General features: G+C 62.8%; 16 protein-coding genes, 2 rRNA genes and 1 pseudogene (1 of these 19 only partly in view). 6 read left to right on the top strand and 13 right to left on the bottom strand.

Translation table 11 applies throughout. The features are described 5' to 3' along the window. Window positions 1-49 precede the first annotated feature (49 nt). From HOP03_12430 to HOP03_12420, 3 genes are read left to right on the top strand one after another with little or no spacing between them, the layout of a single operon-like run. Window positions 50-2104, top strand: coding sequence for an alpha/beta fold hydrolase (locus tag HOP03_12430; GenBank protein ID NOT88973.1), 2055 nt, complete (start codon window positions 50-52; stop codon window positions 2102-2104). Beyond that, a complete protein-coding gene (locus HOP03_12425) occupies window positions 2104-3813 on the top strand; it encodes an amino acid adenylation domain-containing protein (GenBank protein NOT88972.1) in 1710 nt (569 codons plus the stop codon). The genes HOP03_12430 and HOP03_12425 overlap by 1 nt, the downstream gene beginning before the upstream one ends. Next, entirely contained in the window at window positions 3810-4265 is a 456-nt protein-coding gene (locus tag HOP03_12420) for an HIT family protein (GenBank protein ID NOT88971.1), read from the top strand. Before HOP03_12425 ends, HOP03_12420 begins: the two co-directional genes overlap by 4 nt. Before the next feature lie 40 nt (window positions 4266-4305). Here the strand turns inward: HOP03_12420 and HOP03_12415 are convergent. The 5 genes and pseudogenes from HOP03_12415 to HOP03_12395 all read right to left on the bottom strand — a co-directional run bounded on the left by HOP03_12415 (window position 4306) and on the right by HOP03_12395 (window position 10585). Continuing rightward, window positions 4306-4768 (bottom strand): annotated as a pseudogene (locus HOP03_12415) (OsmC family protein). After that, window positions 4765-8013: an efflux RND transporter permease subunit gene (locus tag HOP03_12410; protein ID NOT88970.1), complete on the bottom strand. Its 3249-nt coding sequence runs from the start codon at window positions 8011-8013 to the stop codon at window positions 4765-4767. The pseudogene HOP03_12415 and the gene HOP03_12410 overlap by 4 nt, the downstream one beginning before the upstream one ends. Further along, a complete protein-coding gene (locus HOP03_12405) occupies window positions 8006-9097 on the bottom strand; it encodes an efflux RND transporter periplasmic adaptor subunit (GenBank protein ID NOT88969.1) in 1092 nt (363 codons plus the stop codon). The genes HOP03_12410 and HOP03_12405 overlap by 8 nt, the downstream gene beginning before the upstream one ends. Beyond that, on the bottom strand, window positions 9082-9285 hold the full coding sequence (locus HOP03_12400) for a DUF2892 domain-containing protein (protein NOT88968.1): 204 nt from the start codon (window positions 9283-9285) through the stop codon (window positions 9082-9084). The genes HOP03_12405 and HOP03_12400 overlap by 16 nt, the downstream gene beginning before the upstream one ends. 28 nt (window positions 9286-9313) lie before the next feature. Then, entirely contained in the window at window positions 9314-10585 is a 1272-nt protein-coding gene (locus HOP03_12395) for an NAD(P)/FAD-dependent oxidoreductase (protein ID NOT88967.1), read from the bottom strand. A 98-nt stretch (window positions 10586-10683) separates the two neighbouring features. Here HOP03_12395 and HOP03_12390 point away from each other — a divergent pair, with 98 nt between their 5' ends. Together HOP03_12390 and HOP03_12385 are read left to right on the top strand one after the other, a co-directional pair. Beyond that, a complete protein-coding gene (locus HOP03_12390; protein NOT88966.1) occupies window positions 10684-11073 on the top strand; it encodes a rhodanese-like domain-containing protein in 390 nt (129 codons plus the stop codon). Window positions 11074-11129: 56 nt separating this feature from the next. After that, window positions 11130-11438 (top strand): helix-turn-helix transcriptional regulator, encoded by a 309-nt coding sequence (locus HOP03_12385; GenBank protein ID NOT88965.1) that lies wholly within the window; start codon window positions 11130-11132, stop codon window positions 11436-11438. A gap of 6 nt (window positions 11439-11444) precedes the next feature. Here HOP03_12385 and recG read toward each other — a convergent pair whose 3' ends face one another. From recG to HOP03_12360, 5 genes are all read right to left on the bottom strand, one after another. Further along, complete coding sequence (gene recG / locus HOP03_12380; protein NOT88964.1) at window positions 11445-13562, bottom strand: ATP-dependent DNA helicase RecG; 2118 nt, start codon at window positions 13560-13562, stop codon at window positions 11445-11447. Between the two features lie 30 nt (window positions 13563-13592). Continuing rightward, complete coding sequence (locus tag HOP03_12375) at window positions 13593-13976, bottom strand: RidA family protein (protein NOT88963.1); 384 nt, start codon at window positions 13974-13976, stop codon at window positions 13593-13595. A gap of 160 nt (window positions 13977-14136) precedes the next feature. Continuing rightward, complete coding sequence (locus tag HOP03_12370) at window positions 14137-16314, bottom strand: bifunctional (p)ppGpp synthetase/guanosine-3',5'-bis(diphosphate) 3'-pyrophosphohydrolase (protein NOT88962.1); 2178 nt, start codon at window positions 16312-16314, stop codon at window positions 14137-14139. Between the two features lie 140 nt (window positions 16315-16454). Beyond that, window positions 16455-16757: a DNA-directed RNA polymerase subunit omega gene (rpoZ, locus tag HOP03_12365; protein NOT88961.1), complete on the bottom strand. Its 303-nt coding sequence runs from the start codon at window positions 16755-16757 to the stop codon at window positions 16455-16457. A gap of 163 nt (window positions 16758-16920) precedes the next feature. Further along, window positions 16921-17526: an alpha-ketoglutarate-dependent dioxygenase AlkB gene (locus tag HOP03_12360; protein NOT88960.1), complete on the bottom strand. Its 606-nt coding sequence runs from the start codon at window positions 17524-17526 to the stop codon at window positions 16921-16923. A 72-nt stretch (window positions 17527-17598) separates the two neighbouring features. On the opposite strand from HOP03_12360, the gene HOP03_12355 reads away from it, so the two are divergent. After that, a complete protein-coding gene (locus tag HOP03_12355; protein NOT88959.1) occupies window positions 17599-19221 on the top strand; it encodes an electron transfer flavoprotein-ubiquinone oxidoreductase in 1623 nt (540 codons plus the stop codon). A gap of 64 nt (window positions 19222-19285) precedes the next feature. Here the strand turns inward: HOP03_12355 and HOP03_12350 are convergent, their stop codons facing one another. The 3 genes from HOP03_12350 to HOP03_12340 all read right to left on the bottom strand — a co-directional run. After that, the gene (locus HOP03_12350) at window positions 19286-21910 is read right to left on the bottom strand and encodes a hypothetical protein (GenBank protein ID NOT88958.1); all 2625 of its coding nucleotides are present in this window, start codon (window positions 21908-21910) and stop codon (window positions 19286-19288) included. Between the two features lie 156 nt (window positions 21911-22066). Continuing rightward, window positions 22067-22180, bottom strand: a 5S ribosomal RNA gene (gene rrf / locus HOP03_12345). Window positions 22181-22295: 115 nt separating this feature from the next. Beyond that, a 23S ribosomal RNA gene (locus HOP03_12340) occupies window positions 22296-23765 on the bottom strand; it runs 1408 nt beyond the window's last position.

The following is a 23765-nucleotide window of genomic DNA, read 5'->3' as shown; positions in this document are numbered from 1 at the left end:
ACTGCGGCGATGTCGTCGCCGGATCACCCAAGAGAAAGGAATCACTGCAGTGAAGCACATCGAAACGCGCAACGCACAACACCCGATCCTCACGGACAACCCGAAAAATATCGTCCTGACAGGCGCCACGGGTTTTCTGGGCGGACATTACCTGCTCCAACGCATCGCATGGCCGGGTCGCGTTTTCGCATTGGTCAGGGGAGAATCCGAAAAACAGGCACGCGCGCGTCTGTATGCGCATCTTGCCGAGTGCGCTGCGTCCTATGGCATGGCGCTCCCGGTGGATCTTCTCGATGCCCGCTTGAGCGTTATGGTCGGCGACATCACCCAACCGCTGTGCGGCGTGGACGAAACCGCGATCAGGGCTCTGCGCAACGCCGACATCCGCGAGTTCTGGCATTGCGCCGCAAGCCTGAAGTTCGAGGACCGGCACCGCAAGGAGATCTTCAGCCAGAACATCGATGGCGCCGGGCACATGCTGGACCTGTTCCGCGCTGTTTGCGCCGAGGATGCGGCGACGGCGGTTGCGCCTCCGGAATTCGTGCATATCTCGACCGCATACAGCGTGGGCAAGGCGCAGGGCGAAATCGAGGAAAAGCTCCACGACCCGGAGCGGGAATACAACAATGCCTACGAAGAGAGCAAGAACCGCGCCGAAAACCTGGTCGCCTCTTTCTGCGAAACGAACGGGTTGAGTTACCGGATATTGCGGCCGACCATCGTCATGGGCCCGCGCGCAAGCCACCACAGCGGCACCACCCGCTTCGGCGTCTATGGCCTCGCAAAAGAAGTGCATCGCCTTCGCGAAACACTGAACAAACTCAAGCATCCGCTGGAACTGGTCGGCCATCCGCGCGCGACCGCCAATCTCACGCCGGTCGACGAATGCGTGCACGACATGCTGGCGCTGTCCGCGCAAGGGTTCGGCGAACAGCGCTTTTTCCATCTCAGCAACCCCGAAGGCGTGAGCCTGCCGAAACTGATCGCGATGATCGACAGCAAGACCGGGGCGAACCGTCTCGCCTTCGTATCGGAACGCGCGCTCGAAATCGGGCCGCTTCAGAAGCTGTTCGACAAACGCACCCGTTTCTACGCCGGTTACTACAACGCCGACAAGCATTTCGCGCGCAAAGCGCCGCCCCAGAACCAGGTCGACTGGAACGATGTCGATCTTTATCTATCGGCCTTCATGCAGGAACTGAAGCAGGAGGAAGCAGGCGGCATCGGCTTCAGACTGCAAACCGTGGTGAGTCGCGACGGATTGGCGTTGAAGGCGTTCAGTGCCGGCAATCCCGCCTTGCCGACCCTGATACTGGCCAACGCATACGGCATGCCGGCCGAATTCATGTGGCCGCTGACGCAACGACTGAAAGACGATTTCCACGTGGTGACGTGGGAGTGCCGCTGGGTTCCGAGCGCTTCCCACCCCTTCGACGGGCGCGACTGCAGTTCGATGATCCATGCCCAGGATGCGATCGACATCGCGAACGCACTGGGCATCGAATCGTTCAACATGGCCGGCTGGAGCAGCGGCGCCCAGGTGACGCTGCGCGCGATGGCGGCTTTCCCGACCCGTATCGATGCGGGCGTCGTCATGAATCCGGGCGTATCGATTTCCCCATCCGAGCAGGTCCGCGTCACGCGCTTCGAAACCGGCATCCGTTCGTTGTTCCAGAAAGTTTCCGGCAACTACCGGATGGCGGAGAAATACTGCGAGCTGATCTATGGCGCGGCCGGCTCGGATGCGAACGACAACAAGATGCTCAACAACATCCTGACCAGTACCGACCCCTACCTGCTGTACATGACCAGCATGCCGTTCAGGACGCCGCAATCGCTCTATCGCTACGCCAACATGATGCATACGCTTTTTTCGGAGCGGCCGGATGCCTGGACGCACGACGTCGAGCAACCCGTACTCGTCTACGTGGGCGAACACGATGTCGTGACGCATCCGGACATCGGCCGGGCGTTGCACGGTGGCCTGCGCAACGGACAACTGCATCTCGACGACGATGGCGATCACTTCAGCCATTACTACGAAACGCGCATTGCGGACCTGATCCGCGCCTTTGTCGGGCAGCACCAGCTGCAGGCGGCGTGATGGCGGATTTCCGCAATGCCGCCAGCGGGTTCATGCGTTCCGTCCAGCGCTTTCCGGAGCGTCCGGCGCTTTGGCTGGATGGTCGAACCTATCGTTATCGCGAATTGGGCGAGCATGTCGCCAGGCTGGCCGACGCATTGCGCGGGATGGAGGGCGCGCTCTGCGCCACGCTCGGCGAGCGCAGTCTGACCGCGTATTGCGCGCCCCTCGCCTGCATGCTGGCGGGCAAGATCCATGTCCCGCTGGGCGCCAGTTTTCCGACCGCGCGGATGGCCAACATCCTGTCGAGAACCATGCCGTCGGTGCTGATCTGCGATCGCGGCAGCGAAGAACGACTCCAGGCCCTGCTGGCGGCGACAGCACATCCGATGTGCGTCCTGTTTCCGGAATCGACGTCGCTGGATGCGTATCCCGCGCCGCCACCGCAGCACCGATACGCCATCGTGGCGCCGGATACGAACCTTCGGTGCGCGGCAGACGCATCGGCATTCGATTCGCGCGCACACGAGGCGCGGCCCGTCGCCTATCTGCTCTTCACCTCCGGCAGCACCGGCCAACCCAAGGGCGTCGCGGTCGGCCATGCCGCGCTGTGCGCCTACATCGATGCAACCCTGGCCCGTTATCCGGAGATGGATGAACACCAGCGGTGCTCGCAGTTTTTCGAACCCACCTTCGATCTGGCGATGCACGATCTGTTCGTGACCTGGGCCGCAGGCGCGTGCCTGTACTGCATTCCGAAGAAGGAACTGCTGTTGCCCGTCGAGTTCGTCAACCGGCACCGGTTGACCGTGTGGTTTTCGGTGCCTTCGATGCTTGCGACGCTGCAACGCTATCGCCTGCTCAAGCCCGACTGCCTGCCGACGCTCGGACTCGCACTGTTCTGCGGCGAAGCGCTGCCCGGCGCACTGGCGCGCCAGTGGCTGCTGGCCGCGCCCCATGCGCGCAGCGAGAATCTCTACGGGCCGACCGAAGCCACCATCGCCTGCACAGCGCACCGCATCGAAACGGCGGGCGCACACGACGCTGTCGTCCCGATCGGCACCCCGTTTCCGAACATGGACATCGCCATTCTCGACAGCGATGGCGCGCTTTGCGCCGATGGGCAGACCGGCGAACTGCATCTTGGCGGCGACCAGCTCGCGTTCGGCTATTGGCAGGACGACGCACAGACGCAGCAGCGCTTCGTCGAGCGCGGTCTTGCCGGAAAGCGCTGCACCCGCTGGTATCGCACCGGCGATCTCGCGATGCTGGACGCCGCCGGCGTGGCGCATTTCCGGGGGCGCGCGGATCGTCAGATCAAGCTGCGCGGCTATCGCATCGAGCTGCAGGAAGTCGAATCGCTGTTGCGCGAGGCGTGTGGGACCAGCGAAGTCGCTGCACTCGCCGTCTCTTCGGGCGAAGGGCAGCCGCTCGCGGGGATCGCCGCGTTCGTCGTCGCCGCCGAAGCATCGAAGGGCGCGCTGGTCGCCGCGATGAAATCCAGCCTCCCGGCTTACATGGTGCCCTCCGACATCCATTGCGTCGGCGAACTGCCTCTCAACGCGAACGGCAAGACCGACTACGGACAACTCGCGGAGCGCTTGCGGAACATGGCCACGCCAGCGCCACGCAAGGTCCGTTCCAAACCACCGGAGCCACGGATGCACACCTGCGTCGACGGGAAGCAGCCATCGCCGATGTCCCCGACGAACGCACGAGACCACGCATGAACCCGACACCGAAGCCCGCCTGCATTTTCTGCGACATCTGCGAAGAACGCCTGTCCGCGAGCATCGTCCATCGCGACGAACGCTGGCTGGTGTTCATGGATATCCATCCCATCCGGCAGGGGCACGCGTTGATCGTGCCGAGAACGCATCTCGCCCATCTCGACCAGCTCGACGACGACGCACGATCCGGGCTGATGCGTCTGGCGGCACGCGTGATGGCCGCGCAGGAGAAGGCGGGATACGCAGCCAAGGGCGGCAATCTGCTCCTGAACGATGGCGTGGCCGCGAATCAGCACGTACCGCATCTCCATCTGCACTGCATTCCGCGCAAAAGCGGCGATCAGATCGGCTTCGGAACGCGGCTGCTGTCGCGGACCTTCGGCATTTTCGGTCGCAGAACCGACCGGCGACAGCTCGACGAAATCGCCCGGAGCCTGTCGCGGCACCTGTAGCGCCGAAGCGCCATCGGACCCATCGGCAGTCGCGAAGCCGTTACCCGGCAGGCTGCAGCACCACACCGTCGGCATCGAGGATCCGCACCCCGACATCGATGCCCGCGCGCACGCTTTGCGTGACGATGCAGAATTCCTCGAACTGGGCGACGACGCGACCGAGATGTTCGAACGCATCGGCCTTGTCCGACAGCCGGATGGTGACTTCGGCGCGCGGAATGCGCCAACGACCTTCGGCGTTGCGCTCTTTCTTCGCCACGATTTCGGCGCGGATAGGACCCGGGGCGTTCTTGAAATTTCCGCAGCGCGAACAGCAGACTCGCGCTGAGACAGTTGGCCAGACCGGTCAGCAGCAGCGCGGAGGGGTTCGGCCCGCTGCCGGCGCCCAGCGGCGCAGGCTCATCGGTATGCAAGGCATCGAAATCGGCACCCTCGAAATTCACCTTGAAGGCATAAGGGCCTTCCTGTTCGAGCACGATACGGATCTCGGGGGAATCGCTCATGGGGTCAACTCCTGCGCGGCGGCTTGCCGGGCCTTGGACTGCAACAGCGTGAAATAAAGCAGCGGAATCACGATCAGCGTGAGCACCGTGCTCACGAGGATACCGAAGATCAGCGACACCGCGAGCCCGTTGAAGATCGGATCGTCGAGGATGAAGAACGCGCCCAGCATCGCCGCAGCGGCGGTCAGCACGATCGGCTGCGCGCGCACCGCGCAGGCGTCGATCACCGCCTCGCGCAGCTCCCGACCTTCCGCGACCGACTGGTTGATGAAGTCCACCAGCAGAATGGAATTGCGCACGATGATGCCGGCCAGCGCGATCATGCCGATCATCGAGGTCGCGGTGAACTGCGCGCCGAGCAACGCATGGCCCGGCATCACCCCGATCACGGTCATCGGGATCGGCGCCATGATCACCAGCGGCACCAGGTAACTGCGGAACTGGGCGACGATCAGCAGATAGATCAGCACCAGCCCCGCGGCATAGGCGATGCCCATGTCGCGGAAGGTTTCGTAGGTGATCTGCCACTCGCCGTCCCACTTGATCGCATGACCGGCGGTTTCGGCGGGCTGGCGGATGAAGAACTGCGCGAGTTTTCGACCATCGATCTCGTTGTCGGACACCTGCCCGACGATATCGAACATGCCGTAGAGCGGACTGTCGAGTTCCCCGGCTTCATCGCCCATCACGTACACCACCGGCAGCAGATCCTTGTGATGGATCGCGCCGTCCCACGGCGTGCGCTCCACCTTGACCACCTCGGACAGCGCGACCGCCTGCCCTTGGCCGCCCTTCACCGACAGCGCGAGCAGGCGATCGAGTCCTGACTGTTCGGCGATCGGCGTGCGCAGCCGCACCGGCTTCGGATAACGCGACGCGCCATCCTGCACATAGGTCGCGTCGTAGCCGCCGACCGCGGCGGCCAGTGTGTTCACGATGGTCGACTGCGCGATCCCGAGGCGTGTCGCGCGTTCGCGATCCACCACCAGCACTTCTCGCGGCGATGGCGTCTCGACCGTGGTATCGATATCGACGATGCCGTCGGTCTTGCGCAGCCTCTGCTCCAGCGCCAGCGCCACGTCGCGACTGTGCGCATAGTCCGGCCCGTAGACTTCCGCCACCAGCGGCGACAGCACCGGCGGACCGGGCGGCACTTCGACCACTTTCACCGAAGCACCATACCGCTTGCCCACTGCATCCAGCTTCGGCCGCATCGCGCGGGCGATATCGTGGCTCTTGCGATCGCGATGATGCTTGTCGACCAGATTCACCTGCAGATCGCCGACATTTGCGCCGCGACGCAGGAAATACTGGCGCACCAGACCGTTGAAATTGATCGGTGCCGACGTGCCCGCGTAGCCCTGGAAACTCTGCACCTCCGGAAACATCGACGCGGTCGTGGCCAGGTCGGCCAACAGCGCGTTGGTGGTTTCCAGCGTGCTGCCTTCCGGCATGTCCACGACGACCTGCAATTCGGATTTGTTGTCGAACGGCAGCATCTTCAGCACCACCAGTTGCACCACGGCAAGACTCGCGGCCAGCGCCACCAGCACCGCCATCCCGCCGAACAGCGCGAGGCGTCGGCGCGACGCGCGTTTGCCGTCGCTCTCATCGGCGTCCAGGAAAGGCGTCATGGCCCGTCCGAACAGCCGGTGCAGACGGCTGGGGCCCTTGTCTCCGGCATGTTCGACATGCGGCTTGAGCAGCTTCAGCGACAGCCACGGCGTCACGATCAACGCGATCGCCAGCGACAGCACCATGCCCACCGATGCGTTGATCGGGATCGGCCGCATGTAGGGGCCCATCAGGCCGCTGACGAAGGCCATCGGCAGCAGCGCGGCGATCACCGTGAACGTGGCGAGGATGGTCGGGCCGCCCACTTCGTCGACCGCAGGCGGGATGGCTTCGCGCAAGGTCTTGCCGCCGCGCGCCATGTGCCGGTGGATGTTCTCGACCACCACGATGGCATCGTCGACGAGAATGCCGATCGAGAAGATCAGCGCGAACAGCGACACGCGGTTGAGCGTGAAGCCCATCGCCCAGGATGCGAACAGGGTCAGCGCCAGCGTCAGCACCACCGCCGCACCCACCACCACCGCTTCGCGCTTGCCCAGCGCGAACAGCACCAGCAACACCACCGACATGGTCGCGAAGAACAGCTTCTGGATCAGTTTCTGCGCCTTGTCGGTCGCGGTCTGGCCGTAGTCGCGAACGACTTCGACGTGCATGCCCTCGGGAATGAGTTCGCCACGCAGTTGCTCGATGCGTTCGGCGACCGATGCCGTGATGTCGGCGGCGTTGCTGCCGGGCTTCTTGGCCACGGCGATCGTGAGCGCGGGCGCGATGCCCGCCTTCGGCCCCGGCATGCCTGCAGGCGCACCGTGCCAGACATAACTCGATGGCACATCGATGCCTGCGCGCACCTCGGCGACATCGGCCAGCTTCACCGGTTTTCCGGCGTGCACGCCGAGGATCAATTCGGCGACCTCGTCGCGGCTCGCGAGGAAACGGCCCGCGGTCACCGGCGTGGCGAGATTCCCGCCGACGCGTTCGCCGACGTGCTGCACCACGTTCGCCGCCTGCAGCGACTGTGCGACCTCGCCGACGGTCATCCCGAACGCGGCAAGACGGGCCGGGTCCAGCGTCACCGCGACCACCCGATCCGGTGCGCCGATGGTGTAGACATCGCGCGTTCCCGGCGTGCGCTTGATTTCGGTTTCCAGTGTGCGCGCAACCGCGCCCAGTGATTCGATACCGGTCGCCGGATCGTCCGACCACAGCGTGAGCGCCATGACCGGCACATCGTCGATGCCCTTCGGCTTGATCAGCGGTTGACCGATGCCGACGCCCTGCGGCATCCAGTCCGCGTTTGAAAAGACCTGGTTGTAGAGACGCACGATCGCCGGCTGGCGCTCGATGCCGACGGTGTATTCCACCGTCAGCACCGCCATGCCCGGACGGCTGATCGAGTAGACGTGCTTGACGCCTTCGATCTCCGAGAGTTTCTGTTCCAGCGGATAGCTCACCAGTTGTTCGACATCGCGCGCACTCGCGCCGGGGAACGGCACGAACACGTTGGCCATGGTCACGTCGATCTGCGGCTCTTCCTCGCGCGGCGTGATCAGCACCGCGACCAGGCCGAGCATCAGGCCCATCAAGGCCAGGATCGGCGTCAGTGGATTCGCCTGGAAGGTCCTGGCGATGCGACCGGAGAATCCGAGCCGGGGCGATGCGGTTTCAGCCATGACCGGCACCACTGGTTTCGCGCTGGCGGATCAGCGCCTGCAGCGCGGCTTCCGGATCGCTGGCCACGACATCGCCCGGACGCAGGCCTGCGAGCGCTTCGACGGTCTCGCCGGTACTCGCACCGAGACGCAACTGACGCAACGTCAGCGTGCCGTCTTTCAGTACATATGCGCCGGTGAGTTCGCCACGGCGGACGATCGCGGCTTCGGGAATACGCAGAAGCTTGTCGCTGCCGTGGATCGGGAACACGACCCTTGCGGTCGTGCCCGGCGCCACCGGCGTCTGCATCGGCGGCAGCAGCACGCGCACCGCGACACTGTGACTGAGCGGATCGGCGCTGGGGTAGACCACCACTTGGCGCGCATCGATCGAAGCACCGCCGTCGAAGATCACCCGGGCACCCGGTTGAACGCGGATCGCCTCGGCATCGGACTGCGGCACCCGCACTTCGATGCGCAGATCGTCCGGCGCATAGACCGTCAACAGCGCCTGGCCCGGTCCGACCGCTTCGCCCGGCTCGACGTTGCGCGCCGCGATGATGCCGGCATAAGGCGCACGCACCATGGTGTACTCGGCGCCCTGCCCGGCCGATGCCAGTTGCGCACGCGCTGCGTCGCGCGCTGCGTTCGCGGCATCGCGTCCGGCGCGCGCCTGGTCGAGCTGCGCGCGCGAGACGTAGTTGTCTTTCACCAGCGATGCGAAACGCTGGTAGTTGCGTTCGGCTTCGACTGCGGAGGCCTCCGCCGCGCGCAGCTGCGCACGCGCGGCATCCACGCCCGCCTGTTGCTCGACCACGGACAGGCGCAGCAGCGTCTGTCCGGCGACAACCCGATCGTTCACATCGACATCGACCGCAGTCACCCGGCCGCTGGTCTGCGCCGACAGCACCGCTTCGCGCACGGCTTCGACCACGCCATCCCAACTGCGGCCCGCCTGCGCGTCGCCTACCGCCACGGTGAACGTGTCCAGCTTCGGCAACGGCGCGCTTTCGCGCGCGGCTTCGTCGCTGCCACAGGCCGCCAGCGCCAGGACAAGCGATGCCCCCGCGAACAGGCGCAACGAATGGATCATTTGAACGCGCATCCGCCGCCCACTCCGAATTTCTTGAAAATGATGGCTGCCGGGCAGAATCCGGTGAAGCTGGCCTGCAGCAGGTTCACGCCGATGAACGCGGTGAACAGCCAGAACCATGGCGAAACGAAATGGGTCAGCGCGATGCTGATCAGGATCATCACGCCGGCGAACGCCATCACGGCACGGTCGAGATTCATGTCTATGCTCCAGAAGTGATTCGGAAAGTCATTTCAATCGTTCGATGCCGAGGGCGCTGAGCACGTATTTCTCGTAGATCGGCTCGCTGGTGCCGTTGCGCATCTTGTAGAGGAAGTATTTCTCGAACGCGACCTTGGCCAGATGCACCCATTTGCCGGCCTTGGTCCAGGTGACATTGCGCGGCGGGATCTGCGGCAGCGCGACGAAGGCCATGCCGGTGTCGCCCATATCGGCGAGGCAGACCGCATTCCAGGTGCCCTCGAACGTCGCGGGCGCGCCTTTCAACTCGGCTGCGATATTGCGCACGATGGTCGTGACCATGGACTCGATCATGAAACCTGTCTTGGGCGCACCGGTCGGGATCGGTGTGACTTCGACCGGCGGAATCGCCACGCAGACCCCGGCCGCGAAGATTTTCGGGAATTTCGGGCTGCGCTGGTGCGCATCCACCAGCACGAAGCCGCGCGGATTGCACAGGCCTTCGACCGCCGCCACCGCATCCACGCCACGGAACGCAGGCAGCATCATCGAATAGGAGAACTTCAACGCATGTTCTTTCACCGGCTGCGCGCTGTCGTCGTGTTCGACGACATGCATCTCGCCGGCGGCCACATCCTTGACCTTCGCGTTCGTGATCCACTTGATGTGGCGCTGGCGCATTTCCGATTCCATCAAGCCTTTGGAATCGCCGACACCACCGAGGCCCATATGGCCGATGTAAGGCTCGCTGGTGACGAAGGTCATCGGCACCTTGTCGCGCAGCCTGCGTTTGCGCAGATCTGCGTCGAGGATCATCGCGAATTCGTAGGCCGGGCCGAAGCAGCTGGCGCCGGCCATCGCGCCCACCACGATCGGGCCTGGCGTTTTCAGGAATTCCTGATACGCCTCCCAGGCATGCAGCGCGTGCGGCGTTGTGCAGACCGATTGCGTATGACCGCCGTTCGGACCGCTGCCGGGCACTTCGTCGAAGGCGAGCTTCGGCCCGGTGCAGATCAACAGATAGTCGTAGGCGAGGGTTTCACCGCCGCCGGTATGCACGCGATGGGCATCGGCCTCGATGCGTGCGACGCCATCGTTGCGGAAGCCGATGCCCTTCTTGCCCAGGGGCGCTTCGGCTTTGAGCGTGATGTCGTCGGTTTTTCGCCAGCCGACCGCCACCCACGGATTGGAGGGGGTGAAGCTGAAGCTGTCGCCATCACCGATCACGGTGATCTCATGCCCTTTTCCGAGAATGTCCCGCAGCTCGTACGCTGCGCTCATTCCTGCAAGACCCGCTCCGATCACGATGATGCTGCTCATGGCCCCTCCCGGGTATCGATATTGTTGATTGTTTTCTAATTTAGAATTATCTTAATTAGACTTTGCTAGACTGTCAACCACCGTTCGAGGAGCCGCCCATGACGTACACCGCCCAGGATCTGGTCGCCCAAGCGCGGGCCGTGATCGAGGAGATCGATGCCAGTCGTCTCCTCGCCATGCAGGCCAGCGGCATCCCGGTCGTCGATGTGCGCGAACCGGAGGAATTCGCGGCGGGACACCTGCCGGGCGCGGTGAACATTCCGCGCGGCGTGCTGGAATTCCAGGTCGACGGCCACCCCGCCCTGAACTTCAGGACCGACCCGCACCTGTCGCACCGCCGCGAGCCGGTGATCCTCTACTGCCGCACCGGGGGACGTTCGGCGCTGGCGGCCGAAGCGCTCAAGCGGCTGGGTTTCGATCACCCGCTGTCGCTGGCCGGTGGCTATCTGCAATGGACTGCGGACGGCGGCACCGTGGAGGGCGGCTGATCATGGCCGCAGCCACATCGCGCAAGAAACCGGGCCAGACGCTGCTGGGCACACAGATGCAGGCGCAAGCGGAACAGGCCGCAGAGCTGCTGAAGGCGTTGTCGAACCCGCAGCGGCTGCGGGTGATGTGCATGCTGATCGACAGCGAAAAGACCGTGGGCGAGATCAACGCCGAAATCGAGCTGAGCCAGTCGGCGCTATCGCAGCATCTCGCTGTGCTGCGCGAGGGTGGCTGGGTGCGGACACGGCGCGAATCGCAGAACGTCTATTACTCCGTCACCGAGGGACCGGTGCACAAGCTCATCCAGACCCTGCACGATATCTATTGCCCAGGGTCCGGTGAGGACGATGACAGCCTCTGCTGACGCCGGTCAGGCGCTCGCATAGCGCGCGGCGCCGCCGATCCAGCGCTCGGTGACGCGTTCCGCAAGATCCGGCGATGACGACATCAACGCCTCGCCGATGCGCTGGACTGTCGGCAGCAGCGCAGCGTCGCGGCCGAGGTCGGCGATGCGGAATGCGGCGATGCCGGTCTGGCGGGTACCGAGCAATTCGCCCGGCCCGCGCAACTGCAGATCCCGTTCCGCGATGACGAAACCGTCGTTGGTTTCGCGCATCGTCGCCAGGCGCTGCCGCGCCATCTGCGACAGCGGCGCCTGATAGAGCAACACGCAGCTCGACGCCGTGCTGCCGCGCCCGACCCGGCCGCGCAGCTGATGCAGCTGCGCGAGCCCCAGTCGCTCGGCGTTCTCGATGATCATCAACGATGCATTGGGCACATCCACGCCGACTTCGATCACCGTCGTCGCCACCAGCAGCTGCACCTCGCCGGCCTTGAACGCGGCCATCGTCTTCTGCTTCTCGCCGGCCTTCATACGCCCATGCACGAGCGCGATCCGCAGTTCCGGGATCTGTTCGGTGAGCGCTTCGAACGTGCTCTGCGCCGCCTGCGCGACGACTTCGTCGCTGTCGTCGATCAGCGTGCATACCCAATATGCCTGACGGCCTTCCGCGCAGGCGCTGCGGATGCGTTCGATCAACTCCGGCCGGCGTTCAGCGCTCAGCACCACCGTCTGCACCGGCGTGCGTCCCGGCGGCAGTTCGTCGATGGCCGAAACATCAAGGTCGGCGTACGCGGCCATCGCCAAGGTGCGTGGAATCGGTGTCGCCGTCATCACCAGCTGGTGCGGCACGTTCGTACCGGCGCTGCCCTTGTCGCGCAGCGCGAGACGTTGGTGCACGCCGAAGCGGTGCTGCTCGTCGACGATGGCGAGCGCAAGGTCGCGGAACGTCACGCCTTCCTGCATCAGCGCGTGGGTGCCGACGACCAGTTGCGCGGCGCCGCTGGCGATCTCGGCGAGCGCCGCTTCGCGGGCCTTGCCGGTGACCTTGCCGGCCAGCCACACCACGCGCACGCCAAGCGGTTCAAGCCAGCCGCGCAGATTGGCCAGATGCTGTTCGGCGAGCAGCTCGGTCGGCGCCATCAGCGCCGCCTGCCGGCCTTCCTCGATGGCCAGCATCGCCGCCAGCGCCGCAACCACGGTCTTGCCGCTGCCGACATCGCCCTGCACCAGTCGCAGCATCGGCACGGGCTTGGCGAGGTCGTCGCGGATCTCGGCGAATACGCGCTGCTGGGCCTTGGTCAATGCGAACGGCAGCGCCTTGCGCAGCGACGCCACGCGTTTGCCGCCACGCAGCGCAGGGGCTGTGTGCGCGTGCATCGCGATGCGCTGCCTGCGCAGGCTGAGGTGATGCGCGAGCAGTTCTTCCAGCGCGAGCCGCCGCTGCGCCGGATGCGTGCCCGCCAACAGCGCCTGCAGATCGCTGCCCTGCGGCGGGCGATGCAACGTCAGCAACGCCTCGCGCAGCGACGGCAGCCCTGCGCAAAGCGGTTCGCGCAGGAGCACATCGGCCGGCAGGAGTTCCAGCGCGCGCTCGTCAGGCAAACGCTGCAGCGCCTGGGCGATCAATTTGCGCAGCACCGCCGGGCCCACGCCTTCGATCGCGGGATAGATCGGATCGAGCCGATCGCTCAATGCGGGATCGCCAGCATCGGCAGCAACGCCGAGGATGCGATAGCTCGGATGCACGATTTCCAGCCCATGCTGTCCCGGGCGCGGCGTGCCATAGACGCGCACCCGCGAGCCCGGCGCGAATTGCGCGACCTGTTGCGAACGGAAATGGAAGAACCGCAGCACCAGCGTCGAATACGAACCGTCGCCGATGGCGACGCGCAGCATCGGTCGGCCGCGGAAACTGCGCTCGGCCGCTTCAACCGTACCTTCCACCTGCGCCGGCAGACCGGATTGCAGGGCACGGATCGGAGTCAGTACGGTGCGATCTTCATATTGGCGCGGCAGATGGAACCACAGATCCTGCAGCGTCGACAGCCCGCGCGCGGCAAGCTTTTCGGCAACGACATCGCCGACACCGCTGAGTCGGGTCAGCGGCTGCGCGGCGACATCATCGGCATCGCGACTCGACATCATCCGCTGCCGCGCAGGCTGGGCGGCATGCGCTCAGCGCAGCACCATGATCGCATCGACCTCGAATTTAGCGCCGCGCGGCAGTGCCGACACCTGGATCGTCGAGCGTGCGGGATAAGGCGCATCGAACACCGCTTCCATCGCCGCGTTCACCGCTGCGAATTCGGAAAGATCGGTGAGATACAGCCCGACGCGGACAATGTCGTCGAACGAACCGCCAGCAGCTTCGCAGACCGCGCGCAGATTCGCGAACGCCTGCCGCGCCTGTTCGGAGATATCGCCTTCGACGATCAGACCGGAATTCGGATCCAGCGGAATCTGCCCGGACAGGAACACCATGCCATTGGCGCGGGTGGCTTGTGAATACGGGCCGATGGCGGCGGGCGCGCTGGGGGAATTGATCGGTTCGCGGGGCATGGTAAGCACTCGAATAATGGAAGAATTTCGTAGTTTAGCGTTGTAGGTCGGGCCTTGGCCCGACATTGTGACCGTTCCGTTTGCATCGCAAGCTGATCGAAGCAACCCGATCACGATTCGTATCGACCAGAAACACCGTAATGATGGGCCAAGGCCCACCCTACATCCGCTGCACCCCATGCACCACGCCGAGCCGGCGCACGCGGCGGATCACTTCGGCCAGATGGACGCGATCGCTGACCTCGATACCGAAACGGATCACGGCGACATTGTTGTCGCGATCGAGGTATTCCACCGAATCGATATTCGAGTCGGCCTGGGCGATGGCGGCGGCGACCTGGGCCAGCACGCCGGGACGATTTTCAACCTGCACCCGCAGCGCCACGTTGAAATCGCCGCTGACCTGGCGGTCCCAGCCGATGGCGATCCAGCGCTCCGGCGATTTGCGGTATTCGGCGACATTGGCGCAATCCATGCGATGCACGACGATGCCGCGGCCAGCGGTGTGATAGCCCATCACATCGTCGCCGGGAATCGGCATGCAGCAGTTGGCGAACGTCACCACGCCGCGCTCGGCACCGGTGATCAGGATCTTCTCGCCCTGATGCGCGCCGCCGATCGCGATATCGACGATATCGCGCTTGTCCGGCACCCGATGCGCCAGCACCTGCGCCACCTGGGTCGGCATGCGGTTGCCCAGTGCGATGTCCGCGAGCAGCGCCTCCAGCCGCGGGTAGCGATGGTCGGCGAGATAGGCCTCCAACCGCGCCTGCGGGAGACGGTCGAGCGAGGTATCGAGGCCTTCGAGCGCGCGATCCAGCATGCGATGGCCCAACTGCACCGCATCCTCATGTTCGAGATGCTTGAGCTGATGCCGGATTGCGGTACGCGCCTTGCCGGTGACCACGAATTCCAGCCACTGCGGTTTCGGCGCCGCCGATTTCGCGGTGATGATCTCCACGCTCTGGCCGCTGGCGAGCTTGGTGCGCAACGGCACCAGCTTTTTGTCGATGCGTGCCGCGACCGCGCGATTACCCACGTCGGTATGCACGCCATAGGCGAAATCGAGGGTCGTCGCATTGCGCGGCAAGGCCATGATGTCGCCCTTCGGCGTGAACAGATACACCTCGTCGGGAAACAGGTCGATCTTGACGTTTTCCAGGAATTCCAGCGATGAACCGGTGGTGCGCTGCGATTCGATCAGGCTCGCCACCCAGGATTGCGCGCGGTTCTGCGCGCCGCTGGCCTCGCCGCCGTGTTTGTACGACCAGTGCGCGGCGATGCCGCGTTCGGCGATGAGATCCATTTCCTCGGTGCGGATCTGCACTTCGATCGGCGAGCCGTACGGCCCGAACAACACCGTGTGCAGCGACTGGTAGCCGTTGGCCTTGGGAATCGCGACGAAATCCCGAAACCGCCCATCGACCGGCTTGAACACCGAATGCACCACGCCCAGCGCGTGATAGCACTCCGGCACCGAACGCACGACCAGGCGGAATCCGAACATATCCATCACCTGGGCGAAACTCTTTCCTTCGGCGCGCAGCTTGGTATAGATGCTCCACGGCGATTTCACCCGGCTCACCAGTCGGAACTGGAAGCCTTCCTTGCTCAACCGCTGCGCGAGCTGCGCCTCGATCTTGGCCAATGCCTCTCGACGCACCATCGGCTGGGTGCGGATGCATCGGACCATCACGGCATGCCGCCACGGATACATGGCCCGGAAACCGAGGTCCTGCAGCTCGGCTTTCATCAGGTTCATGCCCAGGCGCTGCGCGATCGGCGCGTAGATTTCCAATGTCTCGCGCGCAATGCGCGTCCGCGCCTCCGGGCTCTGCGCGCCGAGCGTGCGCATATTGTGCAATCTGTCCGCGAGCTTGATCAGGATCACGCGCAGATCGCGCGCCATCGCCAGCATCATCTTGCGAAAACTTTCCGCAGCGGCTTCCTGACGATCCTGGAACTGCAGCTTGTCGAGCTTGGTGACGCCCTCCACCAACTCGGCGACGGTCTGGCCGAAATCGGCCGCGATCTCTTCTCGGGTCAGCGGCGTGTCTTCGATGGTGTCGTGCAGGATCGCCGCGACCAGGGTTTCGATATCGACGCCCTGCTCCGCCAGGATCGTCGCGGCAGCCACCGGATGGGTGATGTAAGGCTCGCCGGACTTTCGGGTCTGGCCGGAATGCGCCGCAGCGCCGATACGCCATGCCCGGATCAGGGTCGCGCGCTGGTTTTCGGGCAAATAGCCGGCCACCGCCTCCAGCTTGCGGACATAATCCGGCATCTCCGCGTCGGGCGCGGGCGTTGGGCCGGCAAGGATCGGCTCGAGTTGACTCATGGCGCCAGACTAAGGGCAAACGCGAAGAATGGGGAGACGGGGAGGCCATGCCCACGACCATATTCCCGAAAAAAAGAAACCCCGCCGGAGCGGGGTTTCATCAGCGACGCGGGAACGGGTTTCGTACCCGTGATGGCGAATCAGATATCGTCGCCTTTCGACAGATCGTCGTCGGAGACCACTTCTGCAGCGGCCCATTCCAGCGCTTCGCGCTCTTTGCGCTCGCGCTCGGATTTTTCGACGGCGTCGATATAGCCGTTGTCGATGCGGCGGGCAGCGATCTCGCGCAGCGCCAGCACGGTCGGCTTGTCGTTGGCCTCGCTGTTGTCGATCTGCGGGTCGACCCCGTTGGCGAGCTGGCGGGCGCGCTTGGCGGCCATCATGACGAGCTCGAAACGGTTGTCGACGACTTCCAGACAATCTTCCACGGTGATGCGGGCCATAGCGCTCCCGGCGGCCCAAGGCCGTCCGACTGTTGTGTGTGAACCGCCGATTGTAGCGATTTCAGAGGCTTGCGCACAAGCTCGGGCTAAACCGACGACAGGTTCCGTCGGGCGAAATTCGTATTGAAAACCAATTGAAATCAACAGCTTGTGACGCAAATCGTCAGCGCGACAACCGAATTCGCCGGAACGTAAGATTGATCCGTTCACCGACCGCGCGGGCGGTGCGCGGCAAGGCGTGCCGATAGCGGGTCTGGGTGTCGCCCCCCATCACCAGCAGACTCCCGTGGGGCAGATCGAGCGCCAGCCGGCGACCTCCCTCGACACGCGGTTTCAGCCCGAAACGCCGCGTCGCGCCAAGACTGATCGAAGCGATCACCGGCCGCAGCCCCAATTCAGGCTCATCGTCGCTGTGCCAGCCCATGGCATCGCGCCCATCGCGATAGCGATTGGCGAGCACGCTGTTGAAGTCGATGCCCAGCATATCGCGCAAACGTGTACGAATCGACCGCAAGGCGGGTGACCAAGGATGAGGGTCGAACCGTGTGCGCGAATAGGTATAAGCCGCTCCCGGGTCGCCGATCCAACAGCTCAGCCGTGGCGAATCGACCTCCCGACCGAACATGCGGATCCGATGCACCTCCCAGGCCACTCCGGTCAGCAGTGCGTCGAACAACGCATCGGCTTCCACACACGACAGCCACGCCGGGTCCAGCCCGAGCTCGGCGCCGGCCAGGTCGATGCGCTGCAATCCGATCGATGAAAGCATCGGCGCATCCTGCCGATTTGCTCCGGCCGCCGCAAACCCGGAAAATCCTTGGATCTTCGCTGGAGCAGGCCCATGACCGAGACCGCACACGCCGACATCGAGCGCGACGTGATGGAGTACGACGTCGTCACCGTCGGCGCGGGCCCGGCAGGGTTGGCGTTCGCTATCCGGCTCAAACAGCTCGATCCCGAGATCACCGTCTGTGTGATCGAAAAGGCCTCGACCATCGGCGCGCACATTCTTTCCGGCGCAGTCATCGAAACCGGCCCACTCGACAAATTGCTGCCGGCCTGGCGCGACCATCCGCCACCGGTCTGCGTGCCGGCGACCGACGACGAATTCTGGCTGCTCAGCAAAACCGGCGGACGCAAGCTGCCGGTGCCGCCGGGCATGAACAACCACGGCAACGTGATCGTCTCGCTCGGTGCAATGTGCGCGTGGATGGCGCCGCAGGCCGAAGCGCTGGGTGTCGAAATCTACCCGGGCTTCGCCGCCGCGGAAACGCTGTACGACGAGGCAGGCAAAGTCGTCGGCGTGCGCATCGGCGATATGGGCGTGGCGAAAGACGGCTCGCACAAACCGGGGTTCGCCGCCGGCATCGATATCCGCGCCAAGGTCACCGTCCTCGCCGAGGGCGCGCGCGGCCATCTGACCAAACGTCTGATCGAACGCTTCAAGCTCGATGCGAACAGCGATCCACAGGGGTATTCGATCGGCATCAAGGAGCTGTGGCAGGTACCGGAAGACCGCGTCACGCCGGGCAGGATCGTGCACAGTTTCGGTTGGCCGGCCGACAACAAGATCTACGGCGGCAGCTTCCTGTACCACCTGGACAAGGGCCGGATCGCACTGGGTTACGTCAGCGGCCTCGATTACAGCGACCCGGACTACAAGCCATGGGAAGCCTTCCAGCAGTGGAAGAACCACCCGATGATCAAGCCACTGCTCGATGGCGGCAGCATCGTTTCCGCGGGCGCGCGCGCGATCGTCACCGGCGGCTGGCAATCGCTGCCCAAGGTCGAAATGCCTGGCGCCTTGTTGATCGGCGACACCGCCGGCCTGCTCAATGTGCCGAAGGTCAAGGGCACGCATCAGGCGATCCGTTCCGGCATGCTCGCCGCCGAACACCTGGTCGCGTCGTCGCTGGCGCCGGAAGGCTTCGACGCAAAACTGCGTGCCTCCGATGCGATGATCGAACTGAAAAAAGTCCGCAACATCAAACCTGGTTTCAAGCGCGGCCTGTGGTTCGGCATGCTCAACGCCGCATGGGAAACCATCACCGGCGGCGCATCGCCATGGACCCTGAAAAACAAGGCAGATTGGTCGTCGCTCGACAAGCTCGGCACGTGCGAACAACCGAAACGGGACTATGTCGATCGCACGCTCGCGCCGCGTGACCGTCTGGCTTCGGTCTATTTCGCAGCGACCGAGCACGATGAAGACCAACCCGTGCATCTGCGCGTGCGCGATACTTCGGTCTGCGTGACCGCATGCGCGGAAGAATACGGCAACCCGTGCACACGGTTCTGCCCGGCGGGCGTATACGAAATCATCGATGACGAAGCCGGTAAACGACTGCAGATCAATGCCGCCAACTGCGTGCACTGCAAGACGTGCGACATCAAGGACCCGTATCAGATCATCGACTGGGTCACGCCGGAAGGCGGCTCGGGGCCGAACTACCAGAACCTCTGACGCCGCTACCCGTGACGACAATGAAAAGCCCGGAAATTCCGGGCTTTTTTACAATACGACCGATTCACATCGCGCTGCGTTTCTGTGCCGAAAATTGCGGTTGATCGAGCGATGGCGAATCGCTCTGCGCAGGCGTCGTCCCTATCTTTTGCAGGCTTTCCTGCATCGGCGTGGTCGCGGCCTGCGCCCTGTCGATGAAAGCTTTCTTCGCTGCGGGATTGCTTGGATCACCATCGCCAATGAACAGATTCTGCTGTCCTCCGGACGTCGGATTGCCGAGTGCGACGTACTGGATACTCTGCATGCCATTGTCTTTGGCCAACACCGTCAGGCTGGCCGCAGTCTCGCCGACAGGCAATTTCGCACCGCTGGCATTGAGCTTCTCCACTCCCGAAACCGCCTGGTCGTAAAGCCCTTTGTTTTCCGGGCGCAGCAACGTCGGCTGTTTTTCCTTGGACATGCCCGCAGCATCGTCGATCGAGCGTTCCGAATCGAAGCCTGGCTCAGTACGGGTAATCGGGCGAGAGGGTCTTGAATGGCCACCACCAAGCTGTATGGTGATCCCGACCCTGCCGTAGTACTCGTTGTTCTCCGGACGATAACCGGCTTCGGCGCTGAATTTATAGCGTTCGTTGCCGACGGTTGAGACTTTCGCACCGAATTCGGACACTTTGAACGGCCCGAACTCATTGTTCGCGCGGACATGTCCGCTGTATTCGAGATACTCATTCTTGTAGTTGACGGACGCCCCCATATCGAGGCGAGGACCGAATTTTCCGTCAAGCATGACGGAACCCGCGCCCTTGTCGAAATCGAACTTGCCATCGAATCCGAACGAAGTCCCCAAGCGATCCTTCATCAGCTGCGCATTGAATGCCGTGCCATTATCGAAACTGGCACCGAGCTTGTAGTTCGAGCTCTGGTTGGGTTCGTCGATACGGAAGCTTGCAAGGCCTTTACCGTTCTGCGCAAGGCCGAATGCGCCGTCCGCACCATAGGTACTACCGCTGGGAGATCTCGCAAGATCGAAATTCAACAGGCTTCCGTTCGCAAACTCCAGCCTTGTCTTCATCGATGAGGTATTGGCAGGCTCATCTACGCGAAAGCCGGCAGTTCCTTTATCGCCGTTGCCGAAGCCGAAGGTGCCATCCGCCCCATAGATCCTGCCGTTCTTCGTATTGGTGAGATCGGCGTTGAAGAGCGTGCTCTCATCGAATTTGAGTTTCGTATTGAACAGCGATGTGCCATTGGGTTCGTCGACGCGGAAGCTGACGGTACCATTGCCTTCTTTGCCGAGCTTGAACGTGCCATCGGCGCCGTAGAGTTGTCCGGCGGCCGAGCGGGTCCAGTCGCCGTTGAGGCTGTAATCCTCATTGAACTTCAGCTTGGTATTGAATGCAGCGGTATTCGCGGGTTCGTCGACGCGGAAATTGGCGGTGCCGTTGCCTTCCTTGCCGAGCTTGAACGTGCCATCGGCGCCGTAGAGTTGTCCGGCGGCCGTGCGGGTCCAGTCGCCGTTGAGGCTGTAATCCTCATTGAACTTCAGCTTGGTATTGAATGCAGCGGTATTCGCGGGTTCGTCGACGCGGAAATTGGCGGTGCCGCTGCCTGTTTGGCCGAGCTTGAACGTGCCATCGGCGCCGTAGAGTTGTCCGGCGGCCGTGCGGGTCCAGTCGCCATTGAGGCTGTAATCCTCGTTGAACTTCAGTTTGGTATTGAATGCAGCGGTATTCGCGGGTTCGTCGACGCGGAAATTGGCGGTGCCGTTGCCTTCTTTGCCGAGCTTGAACGTGCCATCGGCGCCGTAGAGTTGTCCTGCGGCCGTGCGGGTCCAGTCGCCGTTGAGGCTGTAGTCCTCGTTGAATTTCAGCTTGGTGTTGAACACGGCGGTGTTCGCCGGTTCGTCGACACGGAAGTTTGCGGTGCCGTTGCCTGCTTGGCCGAGCTTGAACGTGCCATCGGCGCCATAGAGCTGTCCGGCGTCCGTGCGGGTCCAGTCACCGTTGAGGCTGTAATCCTCGTTGAACTTCAGTTTGGTGTTGAATGCGGCGGTGTTCGCCGGTTCGTCGACACGGAAGTTTGCGGTGCCGTTGCCTTCTTTGCCGAGCTTGAACGTGCCATCGGCGCCGTAGAGTTGTCCGGCGGCCGTGCGGGTCCAGTCGCCGTTGAGGCTGTAATCCTCGTTGAACTTCAGCTTGGTATTGAATGCGGCGGTGTTCGCCGGTTCGTCGACACGGAAGTTTGCGGTGCCGTTGCCTGCTTGGCCGAGCTTGAACGTGCCATCGGTACCGTAGATTTGCCCGCCCGGCGTTCTCATCCAATCAGCATTCAGCAAATTGCCGTTGGCGAATTGCAAACCCGTACCGAATTTGAATGTCTCACTCTGCGGCAATCCTTCGGCGTCGAATTTGAGGCTACCGCCACCCACTCCGAATTTTCCGTTGAATCCGTATTGATCAAATGCAAAGCCCGGGTTGGTGCTCAGTCTGAACTGACCACCGAGAAGATCGCCATTCCTGAAGAGATAGTCGGTGTTACCCAGATATACGCCGGGCTCAAGTTCCCGAGCGCCGCCACTCAGGGTGCCACCATGAAAAGGCATGTTGAATTTCAAGCCTTCGTCTGGTTTCGAGGGAGGCGGGTCGGCAGGCCGACTCTCGGCAACCTGCTCGTTTTTCGGGTCGGGCATGACCGTCTCCTTGCGTATCGCGATCGAAGTGACCGTGCAAAGGCTAGGGTTGTAGAAGGTCCAGAAAAAGTCAAGGCAAATAAAATCACGCCTTCGTCCATTTTTCAAAAGACAAAAGAAAACCCCGCAGCCTGAGCTGCGGGGTTTGGGTAAAGACCCTGGCGATGACCTACTCTCGCATGCTAAATGCACACTACCATCGGCGCATGCGCGTTTCACTTCCGAGTTCGGTATGGGATCGGGTGGTTCCACGCAGCTATTATCACCAGGGAGAGGGTGGAGGGTCGCTGGCTTCAAGAAAGAAGTAGCGCTCACGCTCTCATTGGGTCTTGGGACGTAACGAGGTTGTGCCGAACGTCGACGTGTCGTCGAGGTTAAGGCAACTTGAGGTTATATGGTCAAGCCACACGGATCATTAGTACAGGTTAGCTCAACGCATTGCTGCGCTTACACACCCTGCCTATCAACCACCTAGTCTTGATGGTTCCTTTAGGGGGCTTGTGCCCCGGGAGATCTCATCTTGAGGCGCGCTTCCCGCTTAGATGCTTTCAGCGGTTATCGCTTCCGAACGTAGCTACCCGGCAGTGCCACTGGCGTGACAACCGGAACACCAGAGGTTCGTCCACTCCGGTCCTCTCGTACTAGGAGCAGCCCCTCTCAAATCTCCAACGCCCACGACAGATAGGGACCGAACTGTCTCACGACGTTCTGAACCCAGCTCGCGTACCACTTTAAATGGCGAACAGCCATACCCTTGGGACCGACTACAGCCCCAGGATGTGATGAGCCGACATCGAGGTGCCAAACACCGCCGTCGATATGAACTCTTGGGCGGTATCAGCCTGTTATCCCCGGAGTACCTTTTATCCGTTGAGCGATGGCCCTTCCATACAGAACCACCGGATCACTAAGACCTACTTTCGTACCTGCTTGATCCGTCGATCTTGCAGTCAAGCACGCTTATGCCTTTGCACACAGTGCGCGATGTCCGACCGCGCTGAGCGTACCTTCGTGCTCCTCCGTTACTCTTTAGGAGGAGACCGCCCCAGTCAAACTACCCACCATACATGGTCCCCGACCCGGATTACGGGCCCAGGTTAGAACGTCAAGCACATCAGGGTGGTATTTCAAGGTTGCCTCCACGACAGCTAGCGCCATCGCTTCAAAGGCTCCCACCTATCCTACACAGACGAACTCAACGTTCAATGTAAAGCTATAGTAAAGGTTCACGGGGTCTTTCCGTCTTGCCGCGGGAACGCTGCATCTTCACAGCGATTTCAATTTCACTGAGTCTTGGGTGGAGACAGCGCCGCTGTCGTTACGCCATTCGTGCAGGTCGGAACTTACCCGACAAGGAATTTCGCTACCTTAGGACCGTTATAGTTACGGCCGCCGTTTACTGGGGCTTCGATCAAGAGCTTCACCTTGCGGCTGACCCCATCAATTAACCTTCCAGCACCGGGCAGGCGTCACACCCTATACGTCCACTTTCGTGTTTGCAGAGTGCTGTGTTTTTGATAAACAGTCGCAGCGGCCTGGTCACTGCGGCCCCCCTCAGCTATTAACCATGGAGGGCGCACCTTCTCCCGAAGTTACGGTGCTATTTTGCCTAGTTCCTTCACCCAAGTTCTCTCAAGCGCCTGAGAATTCTCATCCTGCCCACCTGTGTCGGATTACGGTACGGTCTGCGTAAGCTGAAGCTTAGGAGCTTTTCCTGGAAGCGTGATATCAGTTGCTTTGTCCAAAAGGACTCGTCCTTGGTCTCAACGTTGCTCCCCCGGATTTGCCAAAGGGAACCGCCTCAACCATCTCACCGGGACAACCAACGCCCGGCCAACCTAACCTTCTCCGTCCC

It is taken from the genome of Lysobacter sp., from assembly GCA_013141175.1.
Classification (GTDB): Bacteria; Pseudomonadota; Gammaproteobacteria; order Xanthomonadales; family Xanthomonadaceae; genus Lysobacter_I.
Note: the sequence above shows the minus strand (reverse complement) of the source record. Positions and strands in the feature narration are given on the sequence as shown.